Here is a 24,307-nt window from a genome sequence, read left to right as displayed (position 1 = left end):
CACTTTGCTGCGGCTTTGTCAGCTGCGCGGCCCAGCCATACCCAGGCGGCACAAATGCCGCCGATCAGCAGCACCCAGAACATGAAAGCCCCTCGTTTTTCCAGTTCTCAGCGTCCTGGCGCAGCAGCTCCACGATCTCCACGGCGGATAACTCTTGGTTGGCCATCGCGGTGGCCATACGGTCTAAGTGACTGGAAAACTTCACGGCGGCATCCGCCTGGGCTTCGCGACGCGCCAGGTCGAGCGCATGTTTAAGGGAGGCGCGCGCGGCGCGGTTGCTAATGTCTTGGCCGATAGTTGGCATGGCTTTTTCTCCGATTTGGGCAAAAAGAATCCTCGGCCACCGAGTGGAGGCCATAAGAATTCGATGTAGTTTTAATTAATTGAGGTGATGAGAGATCATCATTGAAAGCTGCGCCTGATTTGGGGCCGGTAAACCATGCAAATCATACGTATCACACCACCAACGGCGGATTAGAACGGTAATAGCCCCTTGGCCTAACATACCCGCAACAAAGAAAATGGCGCGGATTGATGCCAGCACTTCCGCTTGTTCTTTACTGCTTTCGGCTTCACGGTATGCCCGACACCAAAATGCAGTATTCGCCGCAAGCCATTGGTGTGGATTGGTCAGATGCACTGAGTCATTAAAAACAAATGGCTCCAATGCGATCTGGCCATCAACCTCTTGGCACTTGGCCAGGAAGAAACGAGCATAATTTGGAGCAACACCCCACGCAGCAAAATCGTCCAGAAGCCCAAGCTTTTCTACCATGATGATTTTCATAACTTTCCTCAGTGTTTTACATGTAATGCGGTAATGCGCTGCAGCAGATCCGCACGGGATTGCAGGCGCGCGGCGGCATCCTGTTGCCTTGTCTTTTCAGCTTTTGGCTTGCGCTGCTCCGGCATACCCGGCACCGCTACGCGGAAATCCAAATCGTTGAAGCCGGCGAACATATCCAGCATCACGCGCAAGCGCTGGATGCCGCGCTTGAGTTGGCGCAATTCGCGCTGGCTGAAATCGTCCCAGGCGTAATTACAAAACAGTGACTTCATGCCGGCAGCGTGGAGCAATACGCCACGGCGTGACGGGCTAAGGCTGTTCCATACCTTGCGGGTTTTGCTGTGGTGGCCGTGTAAAGTGGAGCGACATACCGCTAACCAATGCTCATGATTCGCCATCGTTACCCCCTCATACCCATCAAGCGGAACCACCAGGGGCGGCGCTTGGCCTGCTTATCTGGTGCAACGGAATCCCCTGAAAACACCACTCTGCTGGCGCATGGCTGCCAGCGCTGGCCGTTCGGCAGCTCAATCCAACCGTGGCCAAAGTTGGCCAGCTGCGGGGCCGGTGATTGTCGTTTCAGGTATTGCGCAAAAGCTTTCATGTAGTTACCTCAGCTCATGCCGAACGCCGGCGCGCAGGTGTTGAACACATCAACAGCGGCGGCCAGCACTGGCGTAGATTGGAAACGCGCTTCTACCGACACGACGATCAGCGACAGATCACGAATTGCCTGGTTGGCACGGTCGAGAATGGCGTTTTTACGGGATTGCGTCATAGGCGCGTTGGATGCGGTTTCGCCGGCGATAGCGCCGATCGCCGCAGTGGCGCTTAACGTGTGAGTAGGCAAGCTGTTGGGCTTTGCCTCGTTGGTTGGCACCGCCGGCAAGCAATTAAGTTGCGCCAACAGGCCGTCAAGAATTGCCGCGTCGTCAGTGATCGCGGTGAGTGTAACCAGCTGGGAAAGCGTCAGCTCGTGCGGCTGCTCCGGGTTCAGCTTATTGCGCAGCACCTGCGGCGAGACATTCAGCGCCGGGGCCAGCTCCGCTAGATTGTGCTCCAGGGCAAACCGGCGGCAAGCACTATCAAGGTGCTTATGTATGGAGCTTTCAAAATCAAACATGTTCACATCCCCAAAAAGTTCGCAATATGGAACTAATGAACGCCAACAACGTTAATTGAGAAGTTTGAATGCCCAAGAATTTCACGGGCTTGCTGGGCTTTGTACTTTGCGTACTTGATGCGAATGCGCCCGCCAGCTTTCTTTTTACCTGGTGCGATTTTTTGCGGGAGGATCTCCAGCTTGCTTTGCTCTTTCCATTTGTAGACGGTGTGGATCGACATACCTTCCAGCTTGGCGAACTCTTCCGGGTATACCCAATCGCGAGGAATGTTGATTGAAATGGTTGCAGCCATAAGGCAAAATCTCCGGTTTATCTCGTGTTTGTTAGTATCTGTTCGTATCTGTTTGCATTTCTTCGCAGGAAATCGCATTTGCTCGTATTTGAGAGCAATCACTTTATATGCACTCAAATGCGAAATGTCAACGATTTTATTCTCAGGTGAGAGCATATGAAAATGGCAACTGATGGCGCGGCCTCCATAGATAGACTGATGGAGGCTTACGGATTTAGGTTTAAAAACGACCTGTGCCGCCACTTCGAAATTTCGTCCAGCACCCTGGCTACCTGGATTAAACGAGATACGTTCCCGGCAGAGTTGATTATTCAATGCGCCCTGGAAACCAATGCATCATTGCAATGGCTGGCAACGGGAAAAGGTCGCATTTTCGAGCATTCTCAAAGTGATATTGCGACACTGAATAGCTACCTTCTCAAAGATGGTTCTTTGAAAAACTCTGGTAGCTTGATGTTTGATAAGGTTTTTCTACCTAACAACCTGAAAGAGCCGTATGTAATCCGCACGGAAAACGAGGCGTTTTTTGTTGATAAAGGCTTTACGGATCTGGTTGATGGTCGCTGGCTAGTTGAAGTTGAGGGGAAGCACAACATTAGAGAATTAGCTTTCATCCCAATTAAGAGAGTTAAGGTTATCGGCGGCGGTGTACCTTTTGACTGCGGCATCGATGAGATAAAAATCATTGCGCGGGTGGTCGGTGTATTCAGGAAGGAATGATTCGTGACGATCAGGAAGTTAGCTACCGGCAAGTGGTTGTGTGAGTGTTACCCCAATGGGCGAACAGGCAAAAGGGTACGCAAACAATTTGCCACCAAAGGCGAAGCAGTCGCCTTTGAAAACTTCACGATGGAGGAAGTGGACAACAAGCCTTGGCTTGGCGAAAAAGTAGACCGCCGCCGTCTTTCTGAACTGATAAGCCTTTGGCACTCGCTCTATGGCCAAACATTGGCTGATCCGCGTCGCATGTCTGCCAAACTTAAAATTATCTGCGACGGGCTTGGCGATCCTGTTGCTGGTGAGTTTAGCGCCGCTGATTTCACGTCATATCGGGAAAGGCGGTTAAATGGCCTGGTGAAACTAACAGACGGCACCTTGCTACCAAAGGTAAAGCCCAGAACGGTTAATCTAGAACAAAGCAACCTTTCAGCGGTGTTTGGAACCTTGAAAAAAATGGGGCACTGGAATGCTCCAAATCCATTAGCCGGCCTACCTGCGTTCAAGATTGCTGAAAGCGAACTTTCGTTCTTAGCCCCAATCGAGATCAAGCGCTTGCTGGACGCCTGCGAGGAATCATTGAATCCTGACCTGATCACAGTTGCGAGAATTTGCCTGGCAACTGGTGCACGCTGGAGCGAAGCCGAGGGATTGAGCGGCCACCAGGTAACCAAATATCGAATCACTTATACGAAAACCAAAGGCAAGAAGAATAGAACCGTTCCAATTTCACAGGCGCTATATGAAGAAATACCAAAAAAGCGTGGCCGGTTATTCAGCCCATGCCGTAAAGCGTTCGAAAGAGCATTGAAAAGGGCAGGTATTGAATTACCAGAGGGGCAATGCACCCATGTGTTACGCCATACCTTTGCCAGTCACTTTATGATGAACGGCGGAAACATCCTGGTATTGAGAAATATCCTCGGACATGCCGATATAAAGATGACGATGGTATACGCACATTTCGCTCCAGATCACCTTGAAGATGCCGCAACTAAAAACCCACTGGCCGGCCTTAATTGGCACCCTAAAGGTGGCGGCAAAGTGGCGGCAGAGAATACAAACAGATACTAACCGATACTAATAAATACAAACTAAACATTTGAATAACATAGCAAATCATTGATAACCAACCCCCTGAAATGCTATGTAGTAATTTCGGACGCGGGTTCAACTCCCGCCAGCTCCACCAAATACGTCGCCAGTGAACCAGATAGACCCGGCGATAATAGCGAAAAAGCCCACGACTTCGGTTGTGGGCTTTTTTGTATCCGTAACCATCCGAGCGTATCCGGCTCAATCCAGTGATTTTCGGTATACGATTAGGTATACGCTAAAACGTATGCCAATGGCGTATACCAATAAACGGACGCCCCCTTGCATGGCGCGGACGACACGCCCCCTCACCAATAAAGGCCTGGCCGAACGGCGCGTGCAGCGAGTGATCCTGGTGCGCAACCTGCTGGCTGGGCACGCTGTGCAACCGATAGTTGGCGCAGGCAGCGAAGGATATTGCCGCCACGGGCCTGGCGCAGTGGCCAGGGCAGCAGCTTGCCGCGACGGTACGCGGTAGCGCGGCGTCATGGGAAATTGCCCGGTCATGTCACCCCAGTCTTAGTTGAAGCTCCGCAATACATGATTGGCGGATTGCGCCACGAACCTCCCTCGGGTCACATGGAGACGTGCAACCGTTCAGTTCCAGTTGTGACCGACATCTCTACATCAAGATCGCGACCGGCCATCCTGCTGAAGTGTCTGAAGGTAGGCGCTGAACATCCCGGTCATTGCATCAGCATAAGCTTTGATTTCAGCCTTGGATCGCCGGGTTTGGGAAAAGCTGTTGCCCAAGGTACTGAGCGTGGCGAAGATGAGATCGCCGGCCAATTCGCGGGAGGCGGTAGACGCTTCTGGCAAGACCTCCATCATGAAGGCGTCGATCATCCGGTCGCCTTCGGCCCTGGCCTGGCGCGCCTCGGGGTTGTCGCGATAGAGCGGAGCCACGTCATTGAGCGCGCCGCGAATCTCTGCTTCTTCGCACTCGGTGCGAAGGAATGCATGCACAAGGGTTCGCAGTCGCTCCAAGGGCGGTGTACCGGAATCTTCGAGGATGTTTTGCAGCATCCGGGTCGTCTGCATCCATTCATCGACCTGGAGACGGAACAGGATCGACTCCTTGTTGGGGAAATACTGATAGATCGACCCGACGCTAACGCCGGCTTTCTCAGCAACGCGTGCTGTGGTGAACCGAGTAACGCCTTCCTCGGCCAAAACCTGTGTGGCGGCTTCCAGAATGGCTGCCACCAGCTCGGTCGAACGCGCCTGTTGGGGTTGCTTGCGCGAGGTAATCTGTGGACGACGGCGGGTGATCATGGTGGTGTAGTGATTCCAAGCTTAGCGGACAGAAACGCGGTCAATCTTCCCAATCCATTAATGCGATGGATTGTTCGCATATTAGCATAGCACAGGGCGTCACCTCAATCCTGAGTGAATGGCCTGCGTGGTCAATATTGCCGCCGTAGCACGCACACATCGCCCTCTCCCCTCACGCATCCTGGGAAGGCATATCTTCTCGATGCGCATCGTTTGAAAGACCGCTCTACATCTCAACCATGTTCCCGTTTTAGTGACGAAAAACCTGAGCATTTGGCGACTCTTCGATCTTCGAGGATGCAACTGGATAGGCGCAACCGCCGTGTTTTCAAGGCAACCACGATGATTCGCTTGTCGGTTTTGGAAGGCAGAAAACGCGAACCTCAATGCGAATTTCTAACATGATGGATTCGTCATATTATTTCATCAACGCGAATGATTATTCGCATTTAAGGCGCCTCAACACAGAGGCTCTGTCTATCCAACCTCGAACCGGACAACTTTATGACCTCAACACTGACCAATCTACCGCTGGCACCATTGCTAGATCGCCTGTTCAAACAGGCCGACCGGGCCACCAGTCCGGCAATGGCGGGCATCTCGCGCGAAGATCGTGAGCGCCTGATGAGCAGCAAAACCGAGTACCTCGACTTCTACAGTCGCGCCAAGGACTTGTGGCTGCCGGTGTCGCGCGAGACCGGCGTGCTGCTGTACCAACTGGCACGCAGCACGGGCGCGCGCAGCATTGTCGAGTTCGGCACCTCGTTCGGACTCTCGACCCTGTATCTGGCGGCTGCGCTGCGCGACAACGGTGGCGGCCACCTGATCGGCAGCGAGTTCGAGCCTTCGAAGGTTGCCAAGGCTCGCCAGCATCTTGTTGAAGGCGGCGTGGATGACTTGGTCGAAATCCGTGAAGGCGACGCCCTGAAAACGCTGGCCACGAACCTCCCCGACTCCATCGACCTGCTACTGCTCGATGGCGCCAAGTCGATCTACTGCGAAGTCCTCGACTTAGTCGAACACCGCCTGCGCCCCGGCGCACTAATCGTCGCCGACAATGCCGACTACAGCCCTGACTACCTCGCGCGCGTACGCTCTCCGAACAAGGGCTATCTGTCCGTACCGTTTGGCGAAGACGTGGAACTGTCGATCCGGCTGGCCTGAATCAACCATACAATCAGGAGATTTTACAATGCACGTATTTGTTACTGGCGCCACAGGCTGGGTCGGCTCTGCCGTGGTCGAAGATCTGATCGCTGCCGGCCACTCGGTCACTGGCCTGGTCCGTTCTACCGATAAGGCGACCCAACTCGCTGGAACGGGCGCGAAAGTCATTCAGGCCACGCTCGATGATCTGAATACTTTGCGTTCTGTCGCATCGACGGCGGACGCCGTGATCCACACCGCGTTCAACCATGACTTCTCCAAGTTCATCGAGAATGCGGAGCAAGACCGCCGCGTGATCGAGGCGCTTGGCCGCGTATTGGAAGGATCGAACCGGCCGCTGCTCGTCACTTCCGGCCTGTCTGGGCTGCCGCGTGGCGCCACCGAGGCCGACCTGCCCAATCCGGCCGCACCTCGCAAGTCGGAGGAAGCCGCGCGGGCTGCGGCGACGCGCGGGGTGCGCGCAGCAACGGTGCGCCTTGCGCCGTCGGTTCATGGGGTGGGCGACCACGGTTTTGTGCCCTTCCTCATTCGCCTGGCGCAGCAGAAAGGCGTATCGGCCTACCTGGGTGACGGCCAGAACTGCTGGGCAGGTGTGTATCGGCGAGATGCCGCGCGCGTCTATCGCCTTGCCTTGGAGCAAGGCGTCACCGAATCGGTTTATCACGCGATCGCGGACGAAGCCGTGCCGTTCAAGGCGATTGCCGAAGCGATCGGCAACCGCCTGGGTCTGCCGATCGAGTCGCGCGACCGCGAGCACTTCGGCTGGTTCGCCAACATGGCTGGCGCCGATATGTCGGCGTCCAGCACCCGCACGCGTGAACTGCTCGGCTGGAAACCCCAAGGCCCGAACCTGATCGCCGACCTGGATCAGCCTGGCTACTACGCCGGCTGATCCGTCGTACTCAATTCCTGAGTGTACCTATGTCACAAGAACAATCTCTTTCCTCGCCGACACCGGCGATGGCGTCACCGCCTGGTGCCAATGTCTTCCTGACGCTGCTGCCCATCACGCTGGCAGTCTTCATCGGGTTCCTCACCATTGGAATGCAGATGCCGGTCCTACCGCTCCATCTGCATGAAACGCTCGGCATGGGTACGCTCGTGATCGGCTTGGTCATCGGCCAGCAATTCGTCGTGGCACTGCTGTCCCGTCCCTGGGCCGGCAACCTCGCGGACCTGCGCGGCGCCAAGCGAGCGGTGGTCATTGGCTGCTTGCTCGCAGCCAGTTCCGGCCTGGTCTACCTGGCATCTCTGGCCTTCGTCACCACACCGACCACCTCGGTATGGATCGTGGTGCTGGGCCGCATCCTGCTGGCCCTGGGTGAAAGTCTGATCGCCACGGGGGCGCTGGGCTGGTCACTCGGGTTGGTCGGGCCGCGGAACGCAGGCAAGGTCATGGTCTGGGTCGGCATCGCCATCTACGGTGCCTATGCGCTGGGTGCGCCCCTCGGCGTCGCGGTGAACGCCCAGTGGGGATTCGCCGGCATCGCCGCCGCTGTGGTAGTCATTCCCTTCGTGGCCTTGGCCGTGGTTTGGGGCGTGCGCGCCGTCGCCCCTTCGGCAACCAGGCGCACGCCGTTTTACAAGGTGCTCGGTGCCGTGCTATGGCCCGGCATGGGCCTGGCACTGTCCAGCGTCGGCTTCGGACTGATCACGGCCTTCATCGCGCTGCTGTTCGCCGCCAAACAGTGGGGCAACGCTTCGCTGGCGTTCACCGCGTTCGGCCTGGCCTTCATCGGCGCACGCATCTTCTTCGGCCACTTGCCGGACAAGCTGGGCGGCGCGAAGGTGGCGCTGGTGAGTGTTGCCATCGAGGCGTTCGGGCAGCTGTTCATCTGGCGTGCCGACTCCGCGTCGCTCGCCTACGCAGGCGCGGCCCTGACGGGCTTCGGCTACTCGCTGGCCTATCCAGGGTTCGGTGTGGAAGCCGTGCGGCGCGCTCCGCCGCAGACTCGCGGCTTGGTGATGGGCGCCTACGTGGCATTCATGGACATCGCGCTGGGCCTGACCAGCCCCTTGGCCGGCGCGCTGGCTGGCGCTCAGGGGATTCGCTCGGTCTATCTGGCCGGCGCCATCACCGTCGCGCTGGCGCTGGTCATTGCCTTGCGCCTGCTTTCCGACGATTCGGCAGCGACCGTGCAGGCTGACAACGCAAGCGCAGGCAGTCCCGCCGCCAGGAATGCCGGAGCAATCGCCATCAGTCTGGTGGGTCTACTCGTCATCTTCGGCGGGTTATACGCATGGCGCGCAGCTCGGGCCGGCGGCGCTGCGCCTCCCGCGCGAGCACCGGCACTGGTATCGACCGTGCACGTGCAGCCGCGCACCGTCGCCGGGGTACTGCAAGCGGTCGGCAGCCTGCAAGCCGTGCGCGAAGTCGTACTGGCCCCGGACACGGCCGGTCGGGTGACGGCCCTCAGCTTTACCGCCGGCCAGATCGTTAAGGAAGGCACCACGCTGGTTCAGCTCTACGATGCCCCGGAACAGGCCGATCGCAGTGCCGCTGAGGCGAGGGCCAATTTCGCGCAGTTGCAGTTGCGGCGCTCGCAGGCGCTGGCATCCAGCGGTGCCGAGCCACGCGAACTGCTGGAGCAGCGCAAGACAGAAGCCGACCAGGCCGCCGCCGCCGTCCGGCAACTGGATGCACGCATCCAGCAGAAGAACATCCGGGCGCCGTTCTCCGGCCAACTCGGTATCCGGCGCATCAACCTTGGGCAGTACCTCAACGCAGGCGAAGCTATCGCCACGCTGACGCAGCTCGACCTGATGTACGTCAATTTCACCCTGCCGCAGCAGGAACTTTCCAGGTTGGCGCTCGGCGCGCGGGTGCAGGTCACTGTGGATGCCGTTCCGGGCAAGATCTTCGACGCCGAGGTCAGCACCATTGAGCCGCGCATCGACGGGGAAACCCGCAACGTCGCCGTCCAGGCCATCCTGTCGAACACCGATAACCTGCTGAAGTCTGGCATGTACGCGGTGGCCAAGCTGGAACTTCCGGCGACGGAGCATGCCATCGCTCTGCCGCTTACGGCGATCCAGACATCCGCTTCGGGTGACAGCGTGGTGCTCGTTCAGGAGGCCGACGCGCAAGGGATCGGCAAAGCCGTGGCCGTTCCCGTCATCACTGGCCGCAGGCTGGGCGACGACGTGCTGGTGACGCAGGGCGTGAAGTCCGGCGACATCGTGGTGGTCGCCGGTCAGAACCGGCTGCTGCCGGGCGGCAAAGTAAAGATCAATGCCGCATCGTCTGAGGGGACTCCGCGATGAACTTCACCGACCTTTTCATCCGGCGGCCCATTATGGCCCTGGTCGTGAGCCTGCTGATCCTGCTGGCAGGCCTGGCTTCGGTCTTATCCCTGCCGGTGCGCCAGTATCCGTACCTCGAAAACGCCACCATCAATATCACGACCTCGCTGCCGGGGGCGACTCAGGAGGTGATGCAGGGCTTTGTCACGACGCCCATCTCACAGTCCATCGCCACGGCCAGCGGCATCGAATACCTGAGTTCGACGACAACCCCCGGCCGCAGCGAAATCAAGGCCCGGCTGGTGCTCAATGCCAATGCCGACCGGGCCATGACCGAGATCCTGGCCAAGGTGCAGCAGGTCAAGTACCAGCTTCCAGCGGGCGTCGCCGATCCGGTTATCAGCAAGTCCACCGAAGGCGGTACCGCCGTCCAGTATGTCGCGTTCTACAGCGACACCCTGACCATCCCACAGGTCACGGACTTCGTGAACCGCGTGGCGCTGCCGCTGTTCGCTGGGATACCGGGTGTGGGGCAAGTCGATACCAACGGCGGGCAGACGCTGGCGCTGCGCATCTGGATCGACCCCGTGAAGCTGGCCGCGCGCGGCCTGTCGGCGAGTGAGATCGCGGCGGCCCTGCGCGCCAACAGCGTGCAGTCGGCGCCGGGCCAGCTCAAGAGTTCGCTGACCGTCACCAACATCAGCGCAGCCACCGACCTGCGCAGCGTAGAGGACTTCCGCCAAATGGTGATCAAGTCCAGCGCCGGCGGCGGCGTGGTACGACTGGCCGACGTGGCGACGGTCGAGATCGGCGGCCAGAACTACAACAATGCGTCCTTCGCCAGCGGCATCCCGGCGGTGTTCGCGGCGCTCTTCCCGACACCGGACGGCAACCCGCTGGACATTGCTCGGCAGGCACAGGAACTGTTGCCCCGCATCCGGGCGACTTCGCCGCCAGGGTTGCAGGTCGTGCCAAACTATGACGTGGCGAAGTTTGTCAATGCGTCGATTGCGGAGGTTCAACACACGTTGATCGAAGCCATCGCGATCGTCATCGCCGTGATCTTCCTGTTCCTGGGAACCTTCCGCGCAGTCATCATCCCCGTCGTCACCATTCCGCTGTCGCTGGTCGGAACGGCGGCGCTGATGCTGGCGTTCGGCTTCTCGATAAACCTGCTGACGCTGTTGGCGATGGTGCTGGCGATCGGGCTGGTCGTGGATGACGCCATCGTGGTGGTGGAAAACATACACCGGCATATCGAGGAAGGCGCATCGCCTGTGCGGGCGGCCCTGCTCGGCGCCCGCGAGATCGTCGGCCCTGTGATCGCCATGACCATCACGCTGGCGGCGGTCTATGCGCCGATCGGCCTGATGGGCGGATTGACCGGGGCGCTATTCAAGGAGTTCGCCTTCACGCTGGCCGGTTCGGTCATCGTCTCCGGCGTGGTCGCGCTCACGCTGTCGCCGGTGATGAGTTCGATGCTGCTCAGTTCCAAGCAGAGCGAGGCGAAACTCGCCAGGCAGGTCGAACACTATATAGAAGGACTGACCTCATTCTACCGGCGCCTGCTGGCCCGCACGCTGGCCGCGCGCAGCGCGGTGCTGCTGGTCGGGGTCGCCGTGCTGGGCGCCATCGTGGTGCTGTTTATGGGCATCCGCCACGAGCTGGCCCCGGTCGAGGATCAGGGTGCGGTCATCGTCATCGCCAAGGCACCGCAATATGCGGGCGTCAATTACACCGCTCGCTATGCCCAGAAAATCGAGAAGATTTTTGAATCGCTGCCGGAGTTTGACAACAGCTTCATGCACATCGGCGGTTCCGGGCGCGGCCAGAACCAGATGCTGGCCGGTGCGATCTTCAAGGATTGGTCGCAGCGTTCCCGCTCCTCAATCCAGATACAGGGGCAGCTCCAGGCGGCCGGCGCCAGCATCGACGGCGAGACGCTGACAGCGGTTCAGGTGCCGCCGCTGCCCGGTTCCAGTGGCGGCCTGCCGGTGCAGATGGTGTTGCGTTCGCCCGACGACTTCTCGACGCTGTTCGAGACGGCCGAGCAGATCAAGGACGCGGCCTACAAGAGCGGGCTCTTTCTGTACGTGCAGAACGATCTGGCATTCGACAGCCCGCAGGCCCATGTCGCCATCGACAGCAGCAAGGCGCGCGAGATGGGCGTGACCATGCAGGCCATCGCCGACACGCTGGCCGTGCTGGTCGGTGAGAACTACGTCAATCGCTTCAACTTCCACGACCGCTCCTACGACGTCATCCCGCAGGTTCGGGACAGCGATCGTATGACCCCAGACGATCTGGGCCGCTTCTACGTCAAGGCCAGTTCCGGTGCGCTGGTGCCGCTGTCCACGGTGGTCCATGTGGAAACGCGGCCCCAGGTCAACGCTCTGACCCAGTTCGGCCAGATGAACTCTGCCACGATCGAGCTGCTGCCGCGCCCAGGCGTCAGCATGGGCGAAGCGGTGGCACTCCTGCAATCGCAGCCCTTGCCGGCCGGCACCAGCGTCGATTGGCTCAGCGACAGTCGCCAGTTCGTGCAGGAGGGCAACCGCCTGCTGGTTTCCTTCGGTTTCGCGCTCGTCGTCATCTTTCTGGTGCTGGCGGCGCAATTTGAGAGCCTGCGCGACCCGCTGGTGATTTTGGTGACGGTGCCGCTGGCGGTGTGCGGCGCACTAGTGCCGCTCTGGCTGGGCTACGCCACGCTGAACATCTACACGCAGATTGGGCTTGTCACGCTGATCGGCCTGATCTCCAAGCACGGTATTCTGATGGTCACGTTCGCCAACTACATCCAACAGCACGAGAACCTGAGCCGGCTCGAAGCCATCGAGAAGGCGGCTGCGGTACGTATGCGCCCGGTGCTGATGACGACGGCGGCGATGGTCGCGGGCCTGGTGCCGCTGGTGTTCGCGGAAGGCGCCGGCTCGGCCAGCCGATTCTCGATTGGCATCGTGGTCGTGATGGGCATGTTGATCGGCACGCTCTTCACGCTGTTCGTGCTGCCAACCATCTACAGCTTTATCGCCAAGGACCACCGGGCTACGGAGCAGAGCCTGCGCGCCCGCGAACTCGCATCGGCGGAGGTATCCCATGCGTCTTGAACGAAAGAAGGCTCTGCCGCGCGCCCTGATTCTGGCCGTCGCCCTTACCATGACGGGCTGCGCCAGCGGGCCGGACTACCACGCCCCGGCCTTGCCAGAAACCACATCGGGTTCGTTCATCAGTCAATCGCCGCAGGTGGACGCCGGTTCGCCGCCGCCTGCGGACTGGTGGAAACTGTATGACGTTCCTGCGTTGAGCGCCATCGTGCAGGAGGCGCTGGCCGCCAATACCGATCTGCGTGTGGCACTGGCCAATCTGGATCGGGCGCGCGCGATCTACCGGGAAACACGCGGGGAACGCTTGCCATCGACCAATGTGACTGCGGGCGCCCGTCACGGTCGCGACCAGACCGCTGGCGGGGCCGGCCAGGCGCCGGTGCAGTGGAACTACACCGGCGGACTGGATATTTCCTACGAACTAGACCTTTTTGGACGAGTGCGGCGCGACATCGAAGCGGCGCGCGGCGATACCGAGGCGGCCGCTGCGGCTCATGATGCGGCCCAGATGCTCGTGGCCGCGGAGACGACGCGCTCGTATGTGGATGCCTGCGCCTACGCAGAGTCCGTTGACGTGGCACGTTCGTCCGTCGAGCTGGCACAGAGAACGCTGGATCTCGTGACCCGCCAGGAGCACGCCGGCTCCGCCTCGCGCCTTGATGTGGAACGATCCGGTACGGCACTGGCCCAGGCCGAGGCAGCTGTTCCCCGGCTGCAGGCCCAGCAGAACGCGGCGCTGTTCGAGCTGGCGGCATTGATGGGGCGTCCCCCTACGCAAGTCCCCGAGCCGGCACGCGCCTGTAACAAGGCGCCGGAAGTTGCAGGCGCCATTCCGATTGGCGATGGCACGACCATGCTGCGCCGGCGTCCCGACATCCGCCAGGCCGAACGCCAGTTGGCCGCCGACACGGCGCGCATCGGAGTTGCGGTCGCCGATCTTTATCCCAGGGTCACGATCGGCGCCTCGGCAAGCTACCTGCGCAATGACGACCTGCGCGGCGACCGTACCTGGTCGTTCGGTTTCGGGCCGCTGATTTCATGGACGTTCCCGAACATGACGGCGGCACGAAGCCGGATTGCGCAAGCCAAGGCTCAAGGCGCGGCCTCACTGGCGCGCTTCGATGGCGCGGTCCTCATGGCATTGAAGGAGTCCGAACAGTCCTTGAGCACGTATGTGGGAGCCATGCAGCAGCGCGACGCCCTGGTTCAAGCGCAGAACCATGCCGAGAGTGCATTCCGCCTCGCTGAACAACGCTACCGGGCTGGATCCATCAGCTATCTGGATGTGATCGTGGCCCAAAACAGCCTGATCAGCGCGAGGTCGCAGGTTGCGACCGCGGACCAACAGGCCGGCTCGGCTCGCGTCGATGTTTTCAAGGCGCTGGGCGGCGGATGGCAAGAGCGTTCGCAGGACTGATATCGCGCCAAGCGCGTCCGCCACGAAGCGAAAGCCAGAACGGCGCGAGTTAGCGAGCTTGGTTAGATAGGACGAGAGTAAATCGTGGAACATGGGCGCCGCGTATTCATCGCCTTAGAGCAAGTACGCGATAGCATGAAGGCGGCGGCCAATGGCTTTCATGGTCAGTTGCGGGTGGCCTTATCTGGTAGAATCACACCGTCTCGTCTTCCGGCTTTTGCAGGCTAGTGATCCAGATAAAGATAATGCAGCCAGCTGGTCATGCGCAGCAGCACTTTGCGCATCACGGAGACGTGCTCGAAGTGCCCGGTATAGACCGCCGCCTGAGCGCTCACGCCGTCGGGCAAGTGAGCCAGTTCCGGGTTGGCCGCCAGGTCAATCATCACGTACACCCCTTCCCGGCCCGGCGTGGCGCTCAGGCCCTGCAGTGCGCCGCTGGCCTGGTAGCTGCCGTCCGGTATCGCCGGCAACACTCGGCTTACGGTGCCGCCGTAAACCTGCCCCGGCAAGCCGTTGAACACCACCTCGGCCTGGTCCCCCTGCGCCAAACGCAGGATGGCGTTCTGGCGGAACACCGCCACCACCTGGCGCTTTTGCTGCGGGATAAAGATCATCACCGGTTTGAACGGCAGGCGAACCGCCGCCGTGCCCGGCCGCGCCAGCACCTGCGTGACATACCCGTCGCTCGGCGCACGCACCACCGTTTGTTCCAGGTTGTAACGCGCTTCGGCAATCTGCGATTTCAGGCTGGCTATCATGGCGTCTTCGCCGTCATAGCGCCCGGACAACCGCGCCTGTTCCTGTTGGAACTGAGCTTTCGCCGCCTGCAGCGCCGCGGATTGCGCCTGGTACTGCTGCTGCGCATGGCTGACGTCCTGCTCCGAGAACGGGTTGACCGGCATCGCCGCCCCTTTCGCATAGCGCTGGTAGTCCTTACGGGCACGCTCATACTCTGCGTTCGCCCGTTGCACGTTGGCGGCGGACTCGCTGAGCGCAGCCCGGCGCGTTCTGATCTCCGCCTCTGCCCCGGCCAGATCCGCCTCCAGCCTGGTGAGCCGCGCACGGTAGCGGCTGTCGTCAAGACGGAACAGCACCTCGCCTTTGCGCAGCAACACGTTGGTTTTCTCCGTTACCTCAACGATCATGCCCGAGACCTGCGGCACCATCGGCACAGAAACGGCAATTTTCTGCGCCCGATCGCTGTACGGATGGTTGTAGTTCATCGTCAGAATCAACGCGCCGACGATAACGATCCCGCCAAGCACGGCGGTCGGCACGGTCCATTTGTTGACCGGAATGCGAAACAGTTTAAATACGCCGTAGCTCAGCGCCACGTAGCTGAGAATAATGAGCAAATCCATAGGCTACGCTCAACTTGCCGTGGGGCCGGGAACCGCCGTCGGCTTTTCCTGCAGGCGTTGCAATTCGGCTTCGAGCAGCGCGATGCGCGCCTGCAGATCCGTTGAAGGTTCTGCCTTCTCACTCATGCCCCAGCCGCGTTCCGGCCGATAGAGCGTTGCCCAGATCCACAGCAGCGGCCAAATGGCGTGCAGCGTAAACAGGCTGACCCAACCGGCAACGTGAATCGCATCTTGATGCGGGTGCCGGCGTTTTTTTGCCAGCAAATACGGAATGTCATGAATAATAATGACGCCGTAGAATAAAATCAGGAATACCGCAATCAGTACGCCTAAAGCGAAATAGTTAAGAAACATGTAAATTCCTGGCTGAGAATAACGGAAATAAACGAGGTTTATAGCGTGTTATATTGTCTGATATCGTTGGCGATGGTATCGATGGCATTCTTCACGTCGGTGACTTTAAGCTGCGCTTTCTCGTTATTGAGATTTTCCCCCGAAGCCTTGCGCACCACTTTAATGACCGGCTGATTAGTCGCCGCATCGATAAACTCGCCTTCCATATAGACCGCGCTCTCCATGGTGCGGTGCCCGGTCACGCTTTGCGTCGCGGCAATCAGCAGGGTGATCGGCAAGACTTCATAGATCTGCAGCCCCTTCTTCTGCGTGTCTATCGCCGTGATGGCGCCGCGGAAAATCAGGGTATGCTCGCGCGGCATGTCCACCAGCGTAAAGTGGGTGCCCATCGCCTGCTTAAACTGCTGGTTGGTATAGTTCAGAATATTGTCGAGTGCGCGCTGGCTCACCATCTCGCTCGGTTTCGGCCGCGGGAAATAGATCATCGGTTGATAAACCAAATATTGATAACGGGAAAAATCGACGTTCTTATCCTTCCAATATAAAACGTCTTTGCCGGACGCGGATTGACCTTTATTGATATCGTTATAATTGGTCAGAAAGGTCGAGTATTTTTCTTTTTCGGTCACGGCGGAAGAGCACGCGGCCAGTAATAACAGCGCAGGCAAAATAACCGCTCTTGTCACTTTCATTGACGGATTTCTCTTTATTTTGGTGGATAGCAAATAATCAAATCAAATGATACCCACCCGCCCGTGATAAGTCATATGACAATGCCGCCAAAGGTGTATATCATTTTTGATATACAAACTCACAAGAGCCGGCCAGTGAAAGAGAAAGACTTCCGCATTGAAGAACTCAGGATTGTCCGCGTCATTGCCGAAACGGCGAGCGTCAGCAAAGCGGCGCAGCTGTTGGATATGCCGCAGTCTAACGTGTCGCGCGCCCTCACCGCGCTGGAACGGCGGCTCGGGTTGGAACTGTTCCTGCGCGGCCCGCGTACCCTGGCGCTGACTGAATTCGGCGAGCAATTCTTGCGGCGCGCCTCGCAGTTGCTGGACGAACACAGCGATCTGCTTGATATGTCCGGCACCTATAAACGCAGCCTGAACGGCATGGTCACGCTCGGCGCGCCGATAGGCATCCACGCTTTCCTGGCCCGTTATTTACTGCCGCCGCTGCTGCACGCTGCACCGGCGCTGGCTGTCGATCTGGTGACCCGCAACCCCGACGAACGCGAGAAAAAGTACGGCGCAGTGTTCGACAGCGACTGCGATTTGCTGATCAGCTTTTTCCAGCCGCAAAACGAAAGCCTGATCGCCAGGCCCTTCACCCGTTTTCGCGTCGGGCTGTTCGCCGCACCGGATTACATCGCCCGCTCGCCTCTGACAGCGCTGGATGAACTGCCGCAGCATCGCTGCATTACCTTGCGCATGCTGGGCGGCATTCGCAATACCTGGAGCGGCTACAGTGCGCAGGGGGAGTTGGTGCAGGTCGAGATCAACGGCGCCAGCGTTTGCGATAACATTCTGCCGGCGATCGAGCTGGCCAAACAGGGCCTGGGCATCGTCTACGCCCCGTACTATTCCGTCGCCGCCGAGCTGGATGCCGGCACACTGCTGCCCTGCCTGGCGCGCGAGCGCGGCATCGATATGCAGGCCTACCTGATCTACCGCCGGCGCGGCGTGTTGCCGCACCGCGTGCAGGTGACGATGGACAGCATCATGGAGAGCGTTAAGCTGCACGCGCACCGCCTGATGTAACAAGAAAAACCCCGCCGCAGCGGGGTTGAATGCTTTGCGTCGGCGCAAAATGCCTCACCGCCCCTCTTTCTCCCCCAGGAAGAAATACCACAGCGGAATGGAAAGCAGCAGGGTGAACACCAGCGTATACAGCAGCACCATCAGGCTCTGCATGATCACCATCTGGGCGCTCCAGGCGCCGATCGGCAGTTGGAATTGCTCGACGGTGCCGCCGAGGATCGCTCGGCCCATCACGCAGCCGACCGCCACCGCCACCGTCGCCACCGCCGTGCGGAACTTACGCACCTCGGCGCGGCGGGCGGCCGCTTCCGGCGTTTCGTCCCGGTGGCCTTGCCGTTGGCCGCGCCAGCGCCACACGTCCACCAGCAGCAACGCCGCGAGGCTCACGCCCATCACCGGCAGGCAATAACCCAGCGCCGCTGCCACCAGCAGCGTGCAGGCACGCGCCGGCAGGGAAAGCGCCAGCCAGGCGGCAACCAGCGTATGCACCGGATGCTGCGCCCCCGCCGCCGGGCGGCGACTCCACCACATGCGGTAACCCAGCGCAATCATCAAGCACAGCCCAAGGCCGAACGCCGCCAGCAGCAGCTGATTCGGCACACCGAACAGAATGCCCATGTGGGCGTCGATGCCCCAGCGGGTCAGCTTGGCGATGAGTGGGAAGGTGTCGAACCGCACCTGGTCGACGACGGCGAAGCTTTGCGGTGCGATGGCAACCGCGTCCACCTGCGTTGGCCAGCTGCGATCCACTTCGGTTACCGTCCAGGCTTTGCCCTCGCCTTTCGGCTGGCGCAGCTCGACCTTGGCGGCATCTATTCCGGCGGCGCGCGCGGCGTACAGCGCCCGATCCCAGTCGCCGTTCAGCGCATTGCTCTGCGCGGCTGGGGCCATCTTCATGCCCGCCATCATCCCGCGATGCTCGGCGTGCGGATCGGCCGGCGTCTGCGGCGTATCGGCCTGCAGGCTGGTATTGACCTGCGGCGTCAGCCAGCCCAGGTTGGCCCGCAGCGCGTCGATGTTGCCGCCGGCCCACTGCGACCAGGTCAGCCCGGTAGCCGAGAAGAACAGCAGCCCGGCCAGCAGCGCTACACCCAGCGTGATATGCCAATGGCGGCTGGCGGCGAAGCCCCCTTTCGCCCTTTTCAGCTTGCGTTTCGGCCGCGTCGCCAGCCACAGCGCTACGCCGCCCAGCGCGGCCACCCACAGCCAGGAGGCCGCCAGCTCGCTGTAGTTGCGCCCCAGATCGCCGAGCAGCAGGCTGCTGTGCAGCTTATCCAGCCAGGTGCGCAGCGGCAGCACGCCGGAGGTGCCGTACACCGTCATATCACCCTTGATCGCCAGGGTATAAGGATCGACAAACAGCGCGCGCGACTCGGAAGCGCCCAGATCGGCACTCGCGAACTGTACGCGCGTGGTGTCCATTGCGCCGGGTGCCGGGCGCACGGCGTAAATGCGCGCCTCGTCACCCACCGCGCGGCGGGCGGCGGCGATCTGGTCAGCCAGCGCTCTCGCCTGCCCGTGCGGTTCGGTGAAAAGCGCATCGCGATACAGCGCCTCTTCAAGCTGCGGCGTCAACACATACAGCGTGCCGGTCAGTGCAGCGACCAGAATAAAAGGAGCGACCAGCAGGCCGATATAAAAATGCAGCCGTCTGATCAGGTTCAGCATCGCGCCACGCGGCGATGCGGCAGGTGGAGTTTTGGTTATTGAAGACATGGCCTTTCTCGTTTTTCAAACTGTGCGCGCAGGCAAACCGTCCGCAGCGATACGGACGGCGTTACCCATGATCAAGCAATAGGGAAAAACGGTTGGCCGGGCGGCCCGCGCGGGCTCGGCCGCAGAGTAAGGCGCCGAATGGGTGGAGAAACGATGCGCGGCGCGCAAGGCAGGCGCGCGATGCGCGCCATCAGCCACAGCAGCGGGACGAATGTCCACAGCAGCAGCGGCACGTGGATCAGCAGCTCGCAATAGCCGCAGAAAATCATTTCCGCAGGATCCATGCCGTGGTGGCCGGCATGCTCGGCGGCGGGCATCGTCATCGCGTGCATGTCGTGCGGCATAGCGGCGTCCGTCTGCGCCATGCCGCCCATCATCGGGTGGTGCGTCAGCGATTTCGACACCACCGGCGCCACAAACAGCAACAGCACCGCCATAATGGCGATGCAGGCGGTAAAGCGTTGCTGTAACTGGCGTGGCACTCTCATCGCGGCGGCGAATTAACCCGGTCGGTGGCGAACAAGCGGCCAGTGTAACCCGCGATGCGCGATGAGGTGAACGAAAAGAAAAGTCAGGTTTGTCTTACGCGCCCTCGGCGGCGGCGATCACAGCACCCGCGAATAGACCCGCGAGGCTTCGCCCCAGGGGTGATACCCGAGCCCGTTATAAACGAAGCCGTGGCGCTCGTAGTAGCCTTCCAGATCGGTGCACAGGTGCAGCTGCGGGAAGCCCAGCCGGCGGGTTTCCGCCGCCACATGCTCAATCAGTTTGGCGCCGTGGCCCCGGCCGCGCTGCGCTTCCTCTACGTAGAGCGCACACAGCCAGGGATACAGTTCCCCGCGGCTGATAAAGTCGTTGGTGATAAGCCCCGCGCAGCCGAGGATCCGGTCATTTTCCATCAGCAGGTACCACTGCGGCAGCGGGTTGGCGGCGCCGAGGCTGCGGTTGATGGCGTCTTCATACATCATCAGCGTCTCTGCCGTGGCCCAGTGCCGCTGAAAATACGCAATGGCGCGCGGCGCCAGCTCGGGCGCTTGCCGCACCGAAATCATGTCCATCGTCATTCCTGTTATCCATGTTGTCAGCGTAGAATTATGCAGCAATATGCACGGTATGGCAGCGGCATTCCGCCGCCGTCATTCACTAAGGAGTCATCATGACGCAAAACATCTATGACAATCAGGCCTTTTTCGACGGCTATGCGCAGCTCAGCCGCTCGCAGCACGGCCTGGACGGCGCGCCGGAATGGCCCGCCATCCGCCGCATCCTGCCGGATTTGCAGGGCAAAAGCGTGGTCGATCTCGGCTGCGGCTACGGCTGGTTCTGCCGCAGCGCGCGCGAACAGGGCGCAGCCAGCGTGCTGGGGCTGGACGTCTCGGAAAAAATGCTGGCCAAAGCGCGGGAGATGACCGCCGACGCGGGCATCGCGTATCGTCGGCAGGATTTGGCGCAGCTGCAGCTGCCGCCGGAAAGTTACGATCTGGTCTACAGCTCGTTGACGCTGCACTACCTCGAGGATTTGCCCGCGCTGTTCGCCACGGTTTACGCCGCGCTGAAACCCGGCGGGCAGTTCATCTTCACCGCCGAGCACCCGATCTACACCGCCCCGGCGCAGCAGGGCTGGCTGACCGACGGCAACGGACAGAAATCCTGGCCGGTGAACGGCTACCAGCGAGAAGGCCAGCGCGTTTCCAACTGGCTGGCGGAAGGTGTCATCAAGCAGCACCGCACGCTCGGCGGCTATATCAACCCGCTGGCGCAGCAAGGCTTTATCATCCAGCATTTGAACGAATGGGGCCCCAGCGCGCAGCAAATTGCCGCTAATCCGGCGCTGGACGAAGAGCAGGAGCGCCCGATGATCTTCATTCTCGCCGCCCGCAAACCCGCCTGATTGATCCGCAGTAAACCGTTCACATCACCACAGTTGGGGAGGCCGCCTCCCCCCAACGGCTATTATGCCGGCAGCGCCGCCCCGTGCGCCGCGAAGTGCGTCAGCGCCTCGCCTTCCATACGATAGCGCACCCACTCGCCCTGCGGCTGCGCGCCGATGCTGAGGTAGAAATCGATGGCCGGTTGGTTCCAGTCCAGCACGCTCCACTCCAGGCGGCCGCACTGCCGTTCGCACGCCAGCTGGGCGATGTACCGCAGCAGCTTTTTACCGGCGCCCGCGCCGCGATGCTTCGGCGCCACGTAAAGGTCTTCCAGATAGATGCCGTTTTTACCCAGCCAGGTGGAGTAACTCATAAAGAACACCGCATAACCCGCCGGCTCGCCGTTTACCGTACAAATCAGCGCTTCGGAACAGGCGCCCGACCCAAACAGGCTGCGTTCGATATCTTCCACGCTGGCCAGCACCTGCTCGCGCGCCTTTTCGTACACCGCCAGCTCGATAATCATATCCAGAATCAGTTTGGCGTCGCTTTTTTGCGCCGGGTAAATCTCAATGGTCATGGCAAATCCTGAGTGTGTTGATGGCTGTGCTTGCCAGCATATCGCGCCTCAAATACTGTATGAACTGCATTTTCATCAACAGGTAATGAATATCATGCATCTGGATTTGAAACGCCTCGATCTCAATCTGCTGCTGGTGTTCGAAGCGGTGTATCGGCTGCGGTCTGTAACGCGCGCCGCGGCGGAGCTGGCTCTCAGCGCGTCGGCGCTGAGCCACGCGCTGATCCGGCTGCGCAAGGCGCTGGCGGACGAGCTGTTTTACCGGGTCGGCAACGACATGCACCCGACGGTGTATGCCGACAGCCTGGCCCCAACCGTCAGCGAAAGTCTGGCGCTGCTGGCCAAAGGGCTGCATCCGCGCCCGCGCTTCGTTCCCGCCGAAAGCCGGGAGAGCTTCACCTTCGCCATTACCGATTACACCGCCTTCGCGGTATTTCCCGCGCTGATGGCGCAGATGCAGCGCCTGGCGCCAGGGCTGTCGTTCCAGCTGCGCTATTCCGAGCGCAAAGTGGCGCTGAACGATCTGCTGGCGGGGCGCATCGACTTCGCGCTGGGCTTTACCGAAACCGACGGCGAAAGCTACCCGGAGATCGACGAAGTGAGCTGGCTGGAGGATGAGTATGTGGCGATTTGTTCACCCGCCTTCAGCGTCAAATACGGCGAACTGACGCTGGAAAACTACCTGCGGGCGCGCCATCTGGTGGTGACGCCGTGGAACGAACAGCGCGGCGTCATTGACTATCAGCTCGATAAGCTGGGGCTGCAGCGCGATATCGCCATCCGCACGCCTTCGCTGCTGGGAGCGCCGTTCATCGTCGCCGACAGCGAACTGGTGATGAGCATGCCGCGCTACGCCGCGCAAAAATTGCGGCAGGCGGCGGCGCTGGCTATCCATCCCCTGCCGTTTCCGGTGCCGCCGTATCAGATCAAAATCTACCTGCACCGCAAAAACGGCCGGCCGGAGGCCTGCCGCTGGTTGCGGCAACAGCTGCAGGCGCTGGCGGCGCTATAGCGCGGGTTCGCCGATCGGCAGATACCCCTGCCACAGCGGCCGGGCCGGTTTGCCGTGCGGGTTGGCCCGCAGATGCACGTGGTAGCCCTGCAGCGCCTGCAGCAGCAGGCAGTCGTCCACCTCAGCCAGGTCATCCTTGTGCTGCTGCGCGCTGTCCGTCAGCAGCACCCGTTTGGCTTTGTCCTTCGCCTCGTCGGCAGAGCGCGCCACAAACAGGCCGAACTGGTGCAATTCCGCCAGCTCATCGCTGCGGTAGCCGCCCACGTTGACGAAAAACAGCTTCTCTTCACCGGCGAACGGCGCAGGCTCCAGGCTCACGTCGTAACCGTCCGCCCAGTCGATGCGCGCATAGCCGTCGACATGCACCTTGCGCTTATCGCCGAACCACTTTTCACGCAGCAGCGGATACGCCTCTTCCGGCCGATCCGCCGCCGCGAACTGCACGTCGTGCAGCTCAATATTGGCGCCCGGCGCCGTACCGCCCACATAAAACATCAATAATCCCGGCATGTTAGTCTGCTCTCCTTGGTGATAATCGCTATATAAAATAATACATAGCGAAACATCTGCCAACGGCGGCGCCATTCTGTGTTATCAATAGGTGAGGTTTAATCTGTTGTGGAGGAACGCATGGCATTCAATATCGGTGATTTTGTTCAACGCACCACCGGCGGCCCAAAGATGACCGTGGTGGCGATCGACGGCGAAACCCTGGTTTGCAGCTGGAATGAACTGGGCAAAGAGCAGCGCACGGAGGTGCAGGCCAGCGACGTGGCGCTGTACCACGAAGACGGCGATTTCGGCGTCTGCTGAACGCTCGGGGCGCGCCGCGCCCCGTTATCGCGTCAGGCGCGAATGTCCTGATAGGCCGGCGTGGTATCGAACTCGTGTTTGGCGAACGGGCACAGCGGAATGATTTTACGCTGCTCCGCGCGCATTTTCTCCACCACCAGCGCCACCAGCTTTTTACCGACGCCCTGCCCCTTCAATGACTCATCCACCCAGGTGTGATCGATAATGGTCAGCTTGTCGCCGCTCGGCACGAAAGAGATCTCGGCGATCAGCTTGCCTTGTTCATCATTGATATAAAAACGCTTCTCGTCTGCCAGTATTTTATGATCCATATTATTTCTCCCTATATTTCAGTGCGCCGCTGGGGCAGGTGTCGATGACGCGTTTCACCTCCGCCGCGTCGGCATTGTCCGGCATAATCCACGGGCGGCGGTTCAGGGTAAAAATAGCCGCGTTGCCACGCACGCAGTTGGCGGAATGGCGGCAAACTGCACGGTTAAAATAAACGTCAATCTTATCACCGGAATAACGGCGGTAACCGGCGGCGGTCAATTCCTCGTCCATCTTGGCCTCACATTGCCTGTTTTATTGTTTTTGCTCCGGGTTCAAGTATAGGCAATGCCGCCGGCTTCACCAC

28 protein-coding genes and 1 pseudogene are annotated in these 24,307 nt (G+C 60.2%); 12 read left to right on the top strand and 17 right to left on the bottom strand.

Annotation, left to right across the window (positions count from 1 at the left end; translation table 11 throughout):
- Positions 1 to 64: 64 nt before the first annotated feature.
- From ABTW55_RS14780 to ABTW55_RS14755, 6 genes are all read right to left on the bottom strand, one after another.
- The gene (locus tag ABTW55_RS14780) at positions 65 to 304 is read right to left on the bottom strand and encodes a DUF2732 family protein (protein ID WP_060423292.1); all 240 of its coding nucleotides are present in this window, start codon (positions 302 to 304) and stop codon (positions 65 to 67) included.
- Between the two features lie 75 nt (positions 305 to 379).
- Positions 380 to 787: a hypothetical protein gene (locus ABTW55_RS14775; protein ID WP_060423295.1), complete on the bottom strand. Its 408-nt coding sequence runs from the start codon at positions 785 to 787 to the stop codon at positions 380 to 382.
- Between the two features lie 8 nt (positions 788 to 795).
- Positions 796 to 1,059: a hypothetical protein gene (locus tag ABTW55_RS14770; RefSeq protein ID WP_060431774.1), complete on the bottom strand. Its 264-nt coding sequence runs from the start codon at positions 1,057 to 1,059 to the stop codon at positions 796 to 798.
- 128 nt (positions 1,060 to 1,187) lie between these two features.
- Positions 1,188 to 1,391, bottom strand: coding sequence for a phage filamentation protein Fil family protein (locus tag ABTW55_RS14765; protein ID WP_072265053.1), 204 nt, complete (start codon positions 1,389 to 1,391; stop codon positions 1,188 to 1,190).
- Between the two features lie 9 nt (positions 1,392 to 1,400).
- Entirely contained in the window at positions 1,401 to 1,910 is a 510-nt protein-coding gene (locus tag ABTW55_RS14760) for a phage regulatory CII family protein (RefSeq protein ID WP_047730023.1), read from the bottom strand.
- Between the two features lie 32 nt (positions 1,911 to 1,942).
- The gene (locus tag ABTW55_RS14755) at positions 1,943 to 2,203 is read right to left on the bottom strand and encodes a hypothetical protein (protein WP_047730856.1); all 261 of its coding nucleotides are present in this window, start codon (positions 2,201 to 2,203) and stop codon (positions 1,943 to 1,945) included.
- 156 nt (positions 2,204 to 2,359) lie between these two features.
- Here ABTW55_RS14755 and ABTW55_RS14750 point away from each other — a divergent pair, with 156 nt between their 5' ends.
- Entirely contained in the window at positions 2,360 to 2,923 is a 564-nt protein-coding gene (locus ABTW55_RS14750; protein WP_047730022.1) for a phage repressor protein CI, read from the top strand.
- 3 nt (positions 2,924 to 2,926) lie between these two features.
- Complete coding sequence (locus ABTW55_RS14745; RefSeq protein WP_060423300.1) at positions 2,927 to 3,994, top strand: site-specific integrase; 1,068 nt, start codon at positions 2,927 to 2,929, stop codon at positions 3,992 to 3,994.
- Positions 3,995 to 4,642: 648 nt separating this feature from the next.
- On the opposite strand, the gene ABTW55_RS14740 is transcribed toward ABTW55_RS14745, so the two are convergent.
- On the bottom strand, positions 4,643 to 5,290 hold the full coding sequence (locus tag ABTW55_RS14740) for a TetR family transcriptional regulator (protein ID WP_060423303.1): 648 nt from the start codon (positions 5,288 to 5,290) through the stop codon (positions 4,643 to 4,645).
- A gap of 504 nt (positions 5,291 to 5,794) precedes the next feature.
- Between ABTW55_RS14740 and ABTW55_RS14735 the strand changes: the two genes are divergently transcribed.
- From ABTW55_RS14735 to ABTW55_RS14710, 6 genes and pseudogenes are all read left to right on the top strand, one after another.
- Positions 5,795 to 6,454 (top strand): O-methyltransferase, encoded by a 660-nt coding sequence (locus ABTW55_RS14735; RefSeq protein WP_049232537.1) that lies wholly within the window; start codon positions 5,795 to 5,797, stop codon positions 6,452 to 6,454.
- A gap of 28 nt (positions 6,455 to 6,482) precedes the next feature.
- Complete coding sequence (locus ABTW55_RS14730; RefSeq protein WP_060423306.1) at positions 6,483 to 7,349, top strand: SDR family oxidoreductase; 867 nt, start codon at positions 6,483 to 6,485, stop codon at positions 7,347 to 7,349.
- A 29-nt stretch (positions 7,350 to 7,378) separates the two neighbouring features.
- Positions 7,379 to 9,721, top strand: a complete 2,343-nt coding sequence (locus tag ABTW55_RS14725) for an arabinose transporter (protein ID WP_200761775.1) — start codon at positions 7,379 to 7,381, stop codon at positions 9,719 to 9,721.
- The gene (locus ABTW55_RS14720) at positions 9,718 to 12,807 is read left to right on the top strand and encodes an efflux RND transporter permease subunit (RefSeq protein WP_060423308.1); all 3,090 of its coding nucleotides are present in this window, start codon (positions 9,718 to 9,720) and stop codon (positions 12,805 to 12,807) included. Before ABTW55_RS14725 ends, ABTW55_RS14720 begins: the two co-directional genes overlap by 4 nt.
- Positions 12,797 to 14,221 carry an efflux transporter outer membrane subunit gene (locus tag ABTW55_RS14715; RefSeq protein WP_060423311.1) on the top strand — a complete coding sequence of 475 codons (1,425 nt, stop codon included), beginning with the start codon at positions 12,797 to 12,799 and terminating at the stop codon, positions 14,219 to 14,221. The genes ABTW55_RS14720 and ABTW55_RS14715 overlap by 11 nt, the downstream gene beginning before the upstream one ends.
- Before the next feature lie 84 nt (positions 14,222 to 14,305).
- Positions 14,306 to 14,434: pseudogene (locus ABTW55_RS14710) on the top strand (LysR family transcriptional regulator); the annotation flags it as partial.
- A gap of 11 nt (positions 14,435 to 14,445) precedes the next feature.
- Here the strand turns inward: ABTW55_RS14710 and ABTW55_RS14705 are convergent.
- Genes ABTW55_RS14705 through ABTW55_RS14695 form a run of 3 tightly spaced genes read right to left on the bottom strand, consistent with a single transcriptional unit; the run spans position 14,446 to position 16,628 of the window.
- On the bottom strand, positions 14,446 to 15,582 hold the full coding sequence (locus ABTW55_RS14705) for an HlyD family secretion protein (RefSeq protein ID WP_060425384.1): 1,137 nt from the start codon (positions 15,580 to 15,582) through the stop codon (positions 14,446 to 14,448).
- A 9-nt stretch (positions 15,583 to 15,591) separates the two neighbouring features.
- Positions 15,592 to 15,936 (bottom strand): DUF3302 domain-containing protein, encoded by a 345-nt coding sequence (locus ABTW55_RS14700; RefSeq protein WP_060423316.1) that lies wholly within the window; start codon positions 15,934 to 15,936, stop codon positions 15,592 to 15,594.
- A 38-nt stretch (positions 15,937 to 15,974) separates the two neighbouring features.
- A complete protein-coding gene (locus ABTW55_RS14695; RefSeq protein ID WP_041036393.1) occupies positions 15,975 to 16,628 on the bottom strand; it encodes a DUF3313 domain-containing protein in 654 nt (217 codons plus the stop codon).
- Between the two features lie 135 nt (positions 16,629 to 16,763).
- On the opposite strand from ABTW55_RS14695, the gene ABTW55_RS14690 reads away from it, so the two are divergent.
- Positions 16,764 to 17,699, top strand: coding sequence for a LysR family transcriptional regulator (locus ABTW55_RS14690; protein WP_060423319.1), 936 nt, complete (start codon positions 16,764 to 16,766; stop codon positions 17,697 to 17,699).
- A 54-nt stretch (positions 17,700 to 17,753) separates the two neighbouring features.
- Here ABTW55_RS14690 and ABTW55_RS14685 read toward each other — a convergent pair whose 3' ends face one another.
- The 3 genes from ABTW55_RS14685 to ABTW55_RS14675 all read right to left on the bottom strand — a co-directional run bounded on the left by ABTW55_RS14685 (position 17,754) and on the right by ABTW55_RS14675 (position 20,473).
- Positions 17,754 to 19,415: a DUF2534 family protein gene (locus ABTW55_RS14685; RefSeq protein WP_060423321.1), complete on the bottom strand. Its 1,662-nt coding sequence runs from the start codon at positions 19,413 to 19,415 to the stop codon at positions 17,754 to 17,756.
- 71 nt (positions 19,416 to 19,486) lie between these two features.
- On the bottom strand, positions 19,487 to 19,903 hold the full coding sequence (locus ABTW55_RS14680; RefSeq protein ID WP_208496108.1) for a DUF2946 domain-containing protein: 417 nt from the start codon (positions 19,901 to 19,903) through the stop codon (positions 19,487 to 19,489).
- 117 nt (positions 19,904 to 20,020) lie between these two features.
- Entirely contained in the window at positions 20,021 to 20,473 is a 453-nt protein-coding gene (locus ABTW55_RS14675; RefSeq protein WP_080431166.1) for a GNAT family N-acetyltransferase, read from the bottom strand.
- Between the two features lie 98 nt (positions 20,474 to 20,571).
- Here ABTW55_RS14675 and ABTW55_RS14670 point away from each other — a divergent pair, with 98 nt between their 5' ends.
- On the top strand, positions 20,572 to 21,306 hold the full coding sequence (locus tag ABTW55_RS14670) for a bifunctional 2-polyprenyl-6-hydroxyphenol methylase/3-demethylubiquinol 3-O-methyltransferase UbiG (protein ID WP_033654321.1): 735 nt from the start codon (positions 20,572 to 20,574) through the stop codon (positions 21,304 to 21,306).
- A 62-nt stretch (positions 21,307 to 21,368) separates the two neighbouring features.
- On the opposite strand, the gene ABTW55_RS14665 is transcribed toward ABTW55_RS14670, so the two are convergent.
- Positions 21,369 to 21,866 (bottom strand): GNAT family N-acetyltransferase, encoded by a 498-nt coding sequence (locus ABTW55_RS14665; protein ID WP_060423329.1) that lies wholly within the window; start codon positions 21,864 to 21,866, stop codon positions 21,369 to 21,371.
- A gap of 85 nt (positions 21,867 to 21,951) precedes the next feature.
- On the opposite strand from ABTW55_RS14665, the gene ABTW55_RS14660 reads away from it, so the two are divergent.
- Positions 21,952 to 22,878: a LysR substrate-binding domain-containing protein gene (locus ABTW55_RS14660; protein WP_033635666.1), complete on the top strand. Its 927-nt coding sequence runs from the start codon at positions 21,952 to 21,954 to the stop codon at positions 22,876 to 22,878.
- Here the strand turns inward: ABTW55_RS14660 and ABTW55_RS14655 are convergent.
- On the bottom strand, positions 22,873 to 23,388 hold the full coding sequence (locus ABTW55_RS14655) for a DUF1543 domain-containing protein (protein ID WP_033649790.1): 516 nt from the start codon (positions 23,386 to 23,388) through the stop codon (positions 22,873 to 22,875). The two genes, ABTW55_RS14660 and ABTW55_RS14655, sit on opposite strands and share 6 nt — an antisense overlap.
- Before the next feature lie 120 nt (positions 23,389 to 23,508).
- On the opposite strand from ABTW55_RS14655, the gene ABTW55_RS14650 reads away from it, so the two are divergent.
- Entirely contained in the window at positions 23,509 to 23,691 is a 183-nt protein-coding gene (locus ABTW55_RS14650) for a YodC family protein (RefSeq protein WP_025303973.1), read from the top strand.
- A 32-nt stretch (positions 23,692 to 23,723) separates the two neighbouring features.
- Here the strand turns inward: ABTW55_RS14650 and ABTW55_RS14645 are convergent, their stop codons facing one another.
- Both ABTW55_RS14645 and ABTW55_RS14640 read right to left on the bottom strand, forming a co-directional pair.
- Positions 23,724 to 24,002 carry a GNAT family N-acetyltransferase gene (locus tag ABTW55_RS14645; protein ID WP_025303974.1) on the bottom strand — a complete coding sequence of 93 codons (279 nt, stop codon included), beginning with the start codon at positions 24,000 to 24,002 and terminating at the stop codon, positions 23,724 to 23,726.
- A gap of 1 nt (position 24,003) precedes the next feature.
- On the bottom strand, positions 24,004 to 24,234 hold the full coding sequence (locus ABTW55_RS14640) for a (4Fe-4S)-binding protein (protein ID WP_039568635.1): 231 nt from the start codon (positions 24,232 to 24,234) through the stop codon (positions 24,004 to 24,006).
- Positions 24,235 to 24,307: the final 73 nt, after the last annotated feature.

It is taken from the genome of Serratia sp. SM04, assembly GCF_040280225.1.
GTDB classification, from domain to species: Bacteria; Pseudomonadota; Gammaproteobacteria; order Enterobacterales; family Enterobacteriaceae; genus Serratia; species Serratia sarumanii.
Note: the sequence above shows the minus strand (reverse complement) of the source record. Positions and strands in the feature narration are given on the sequence as shown.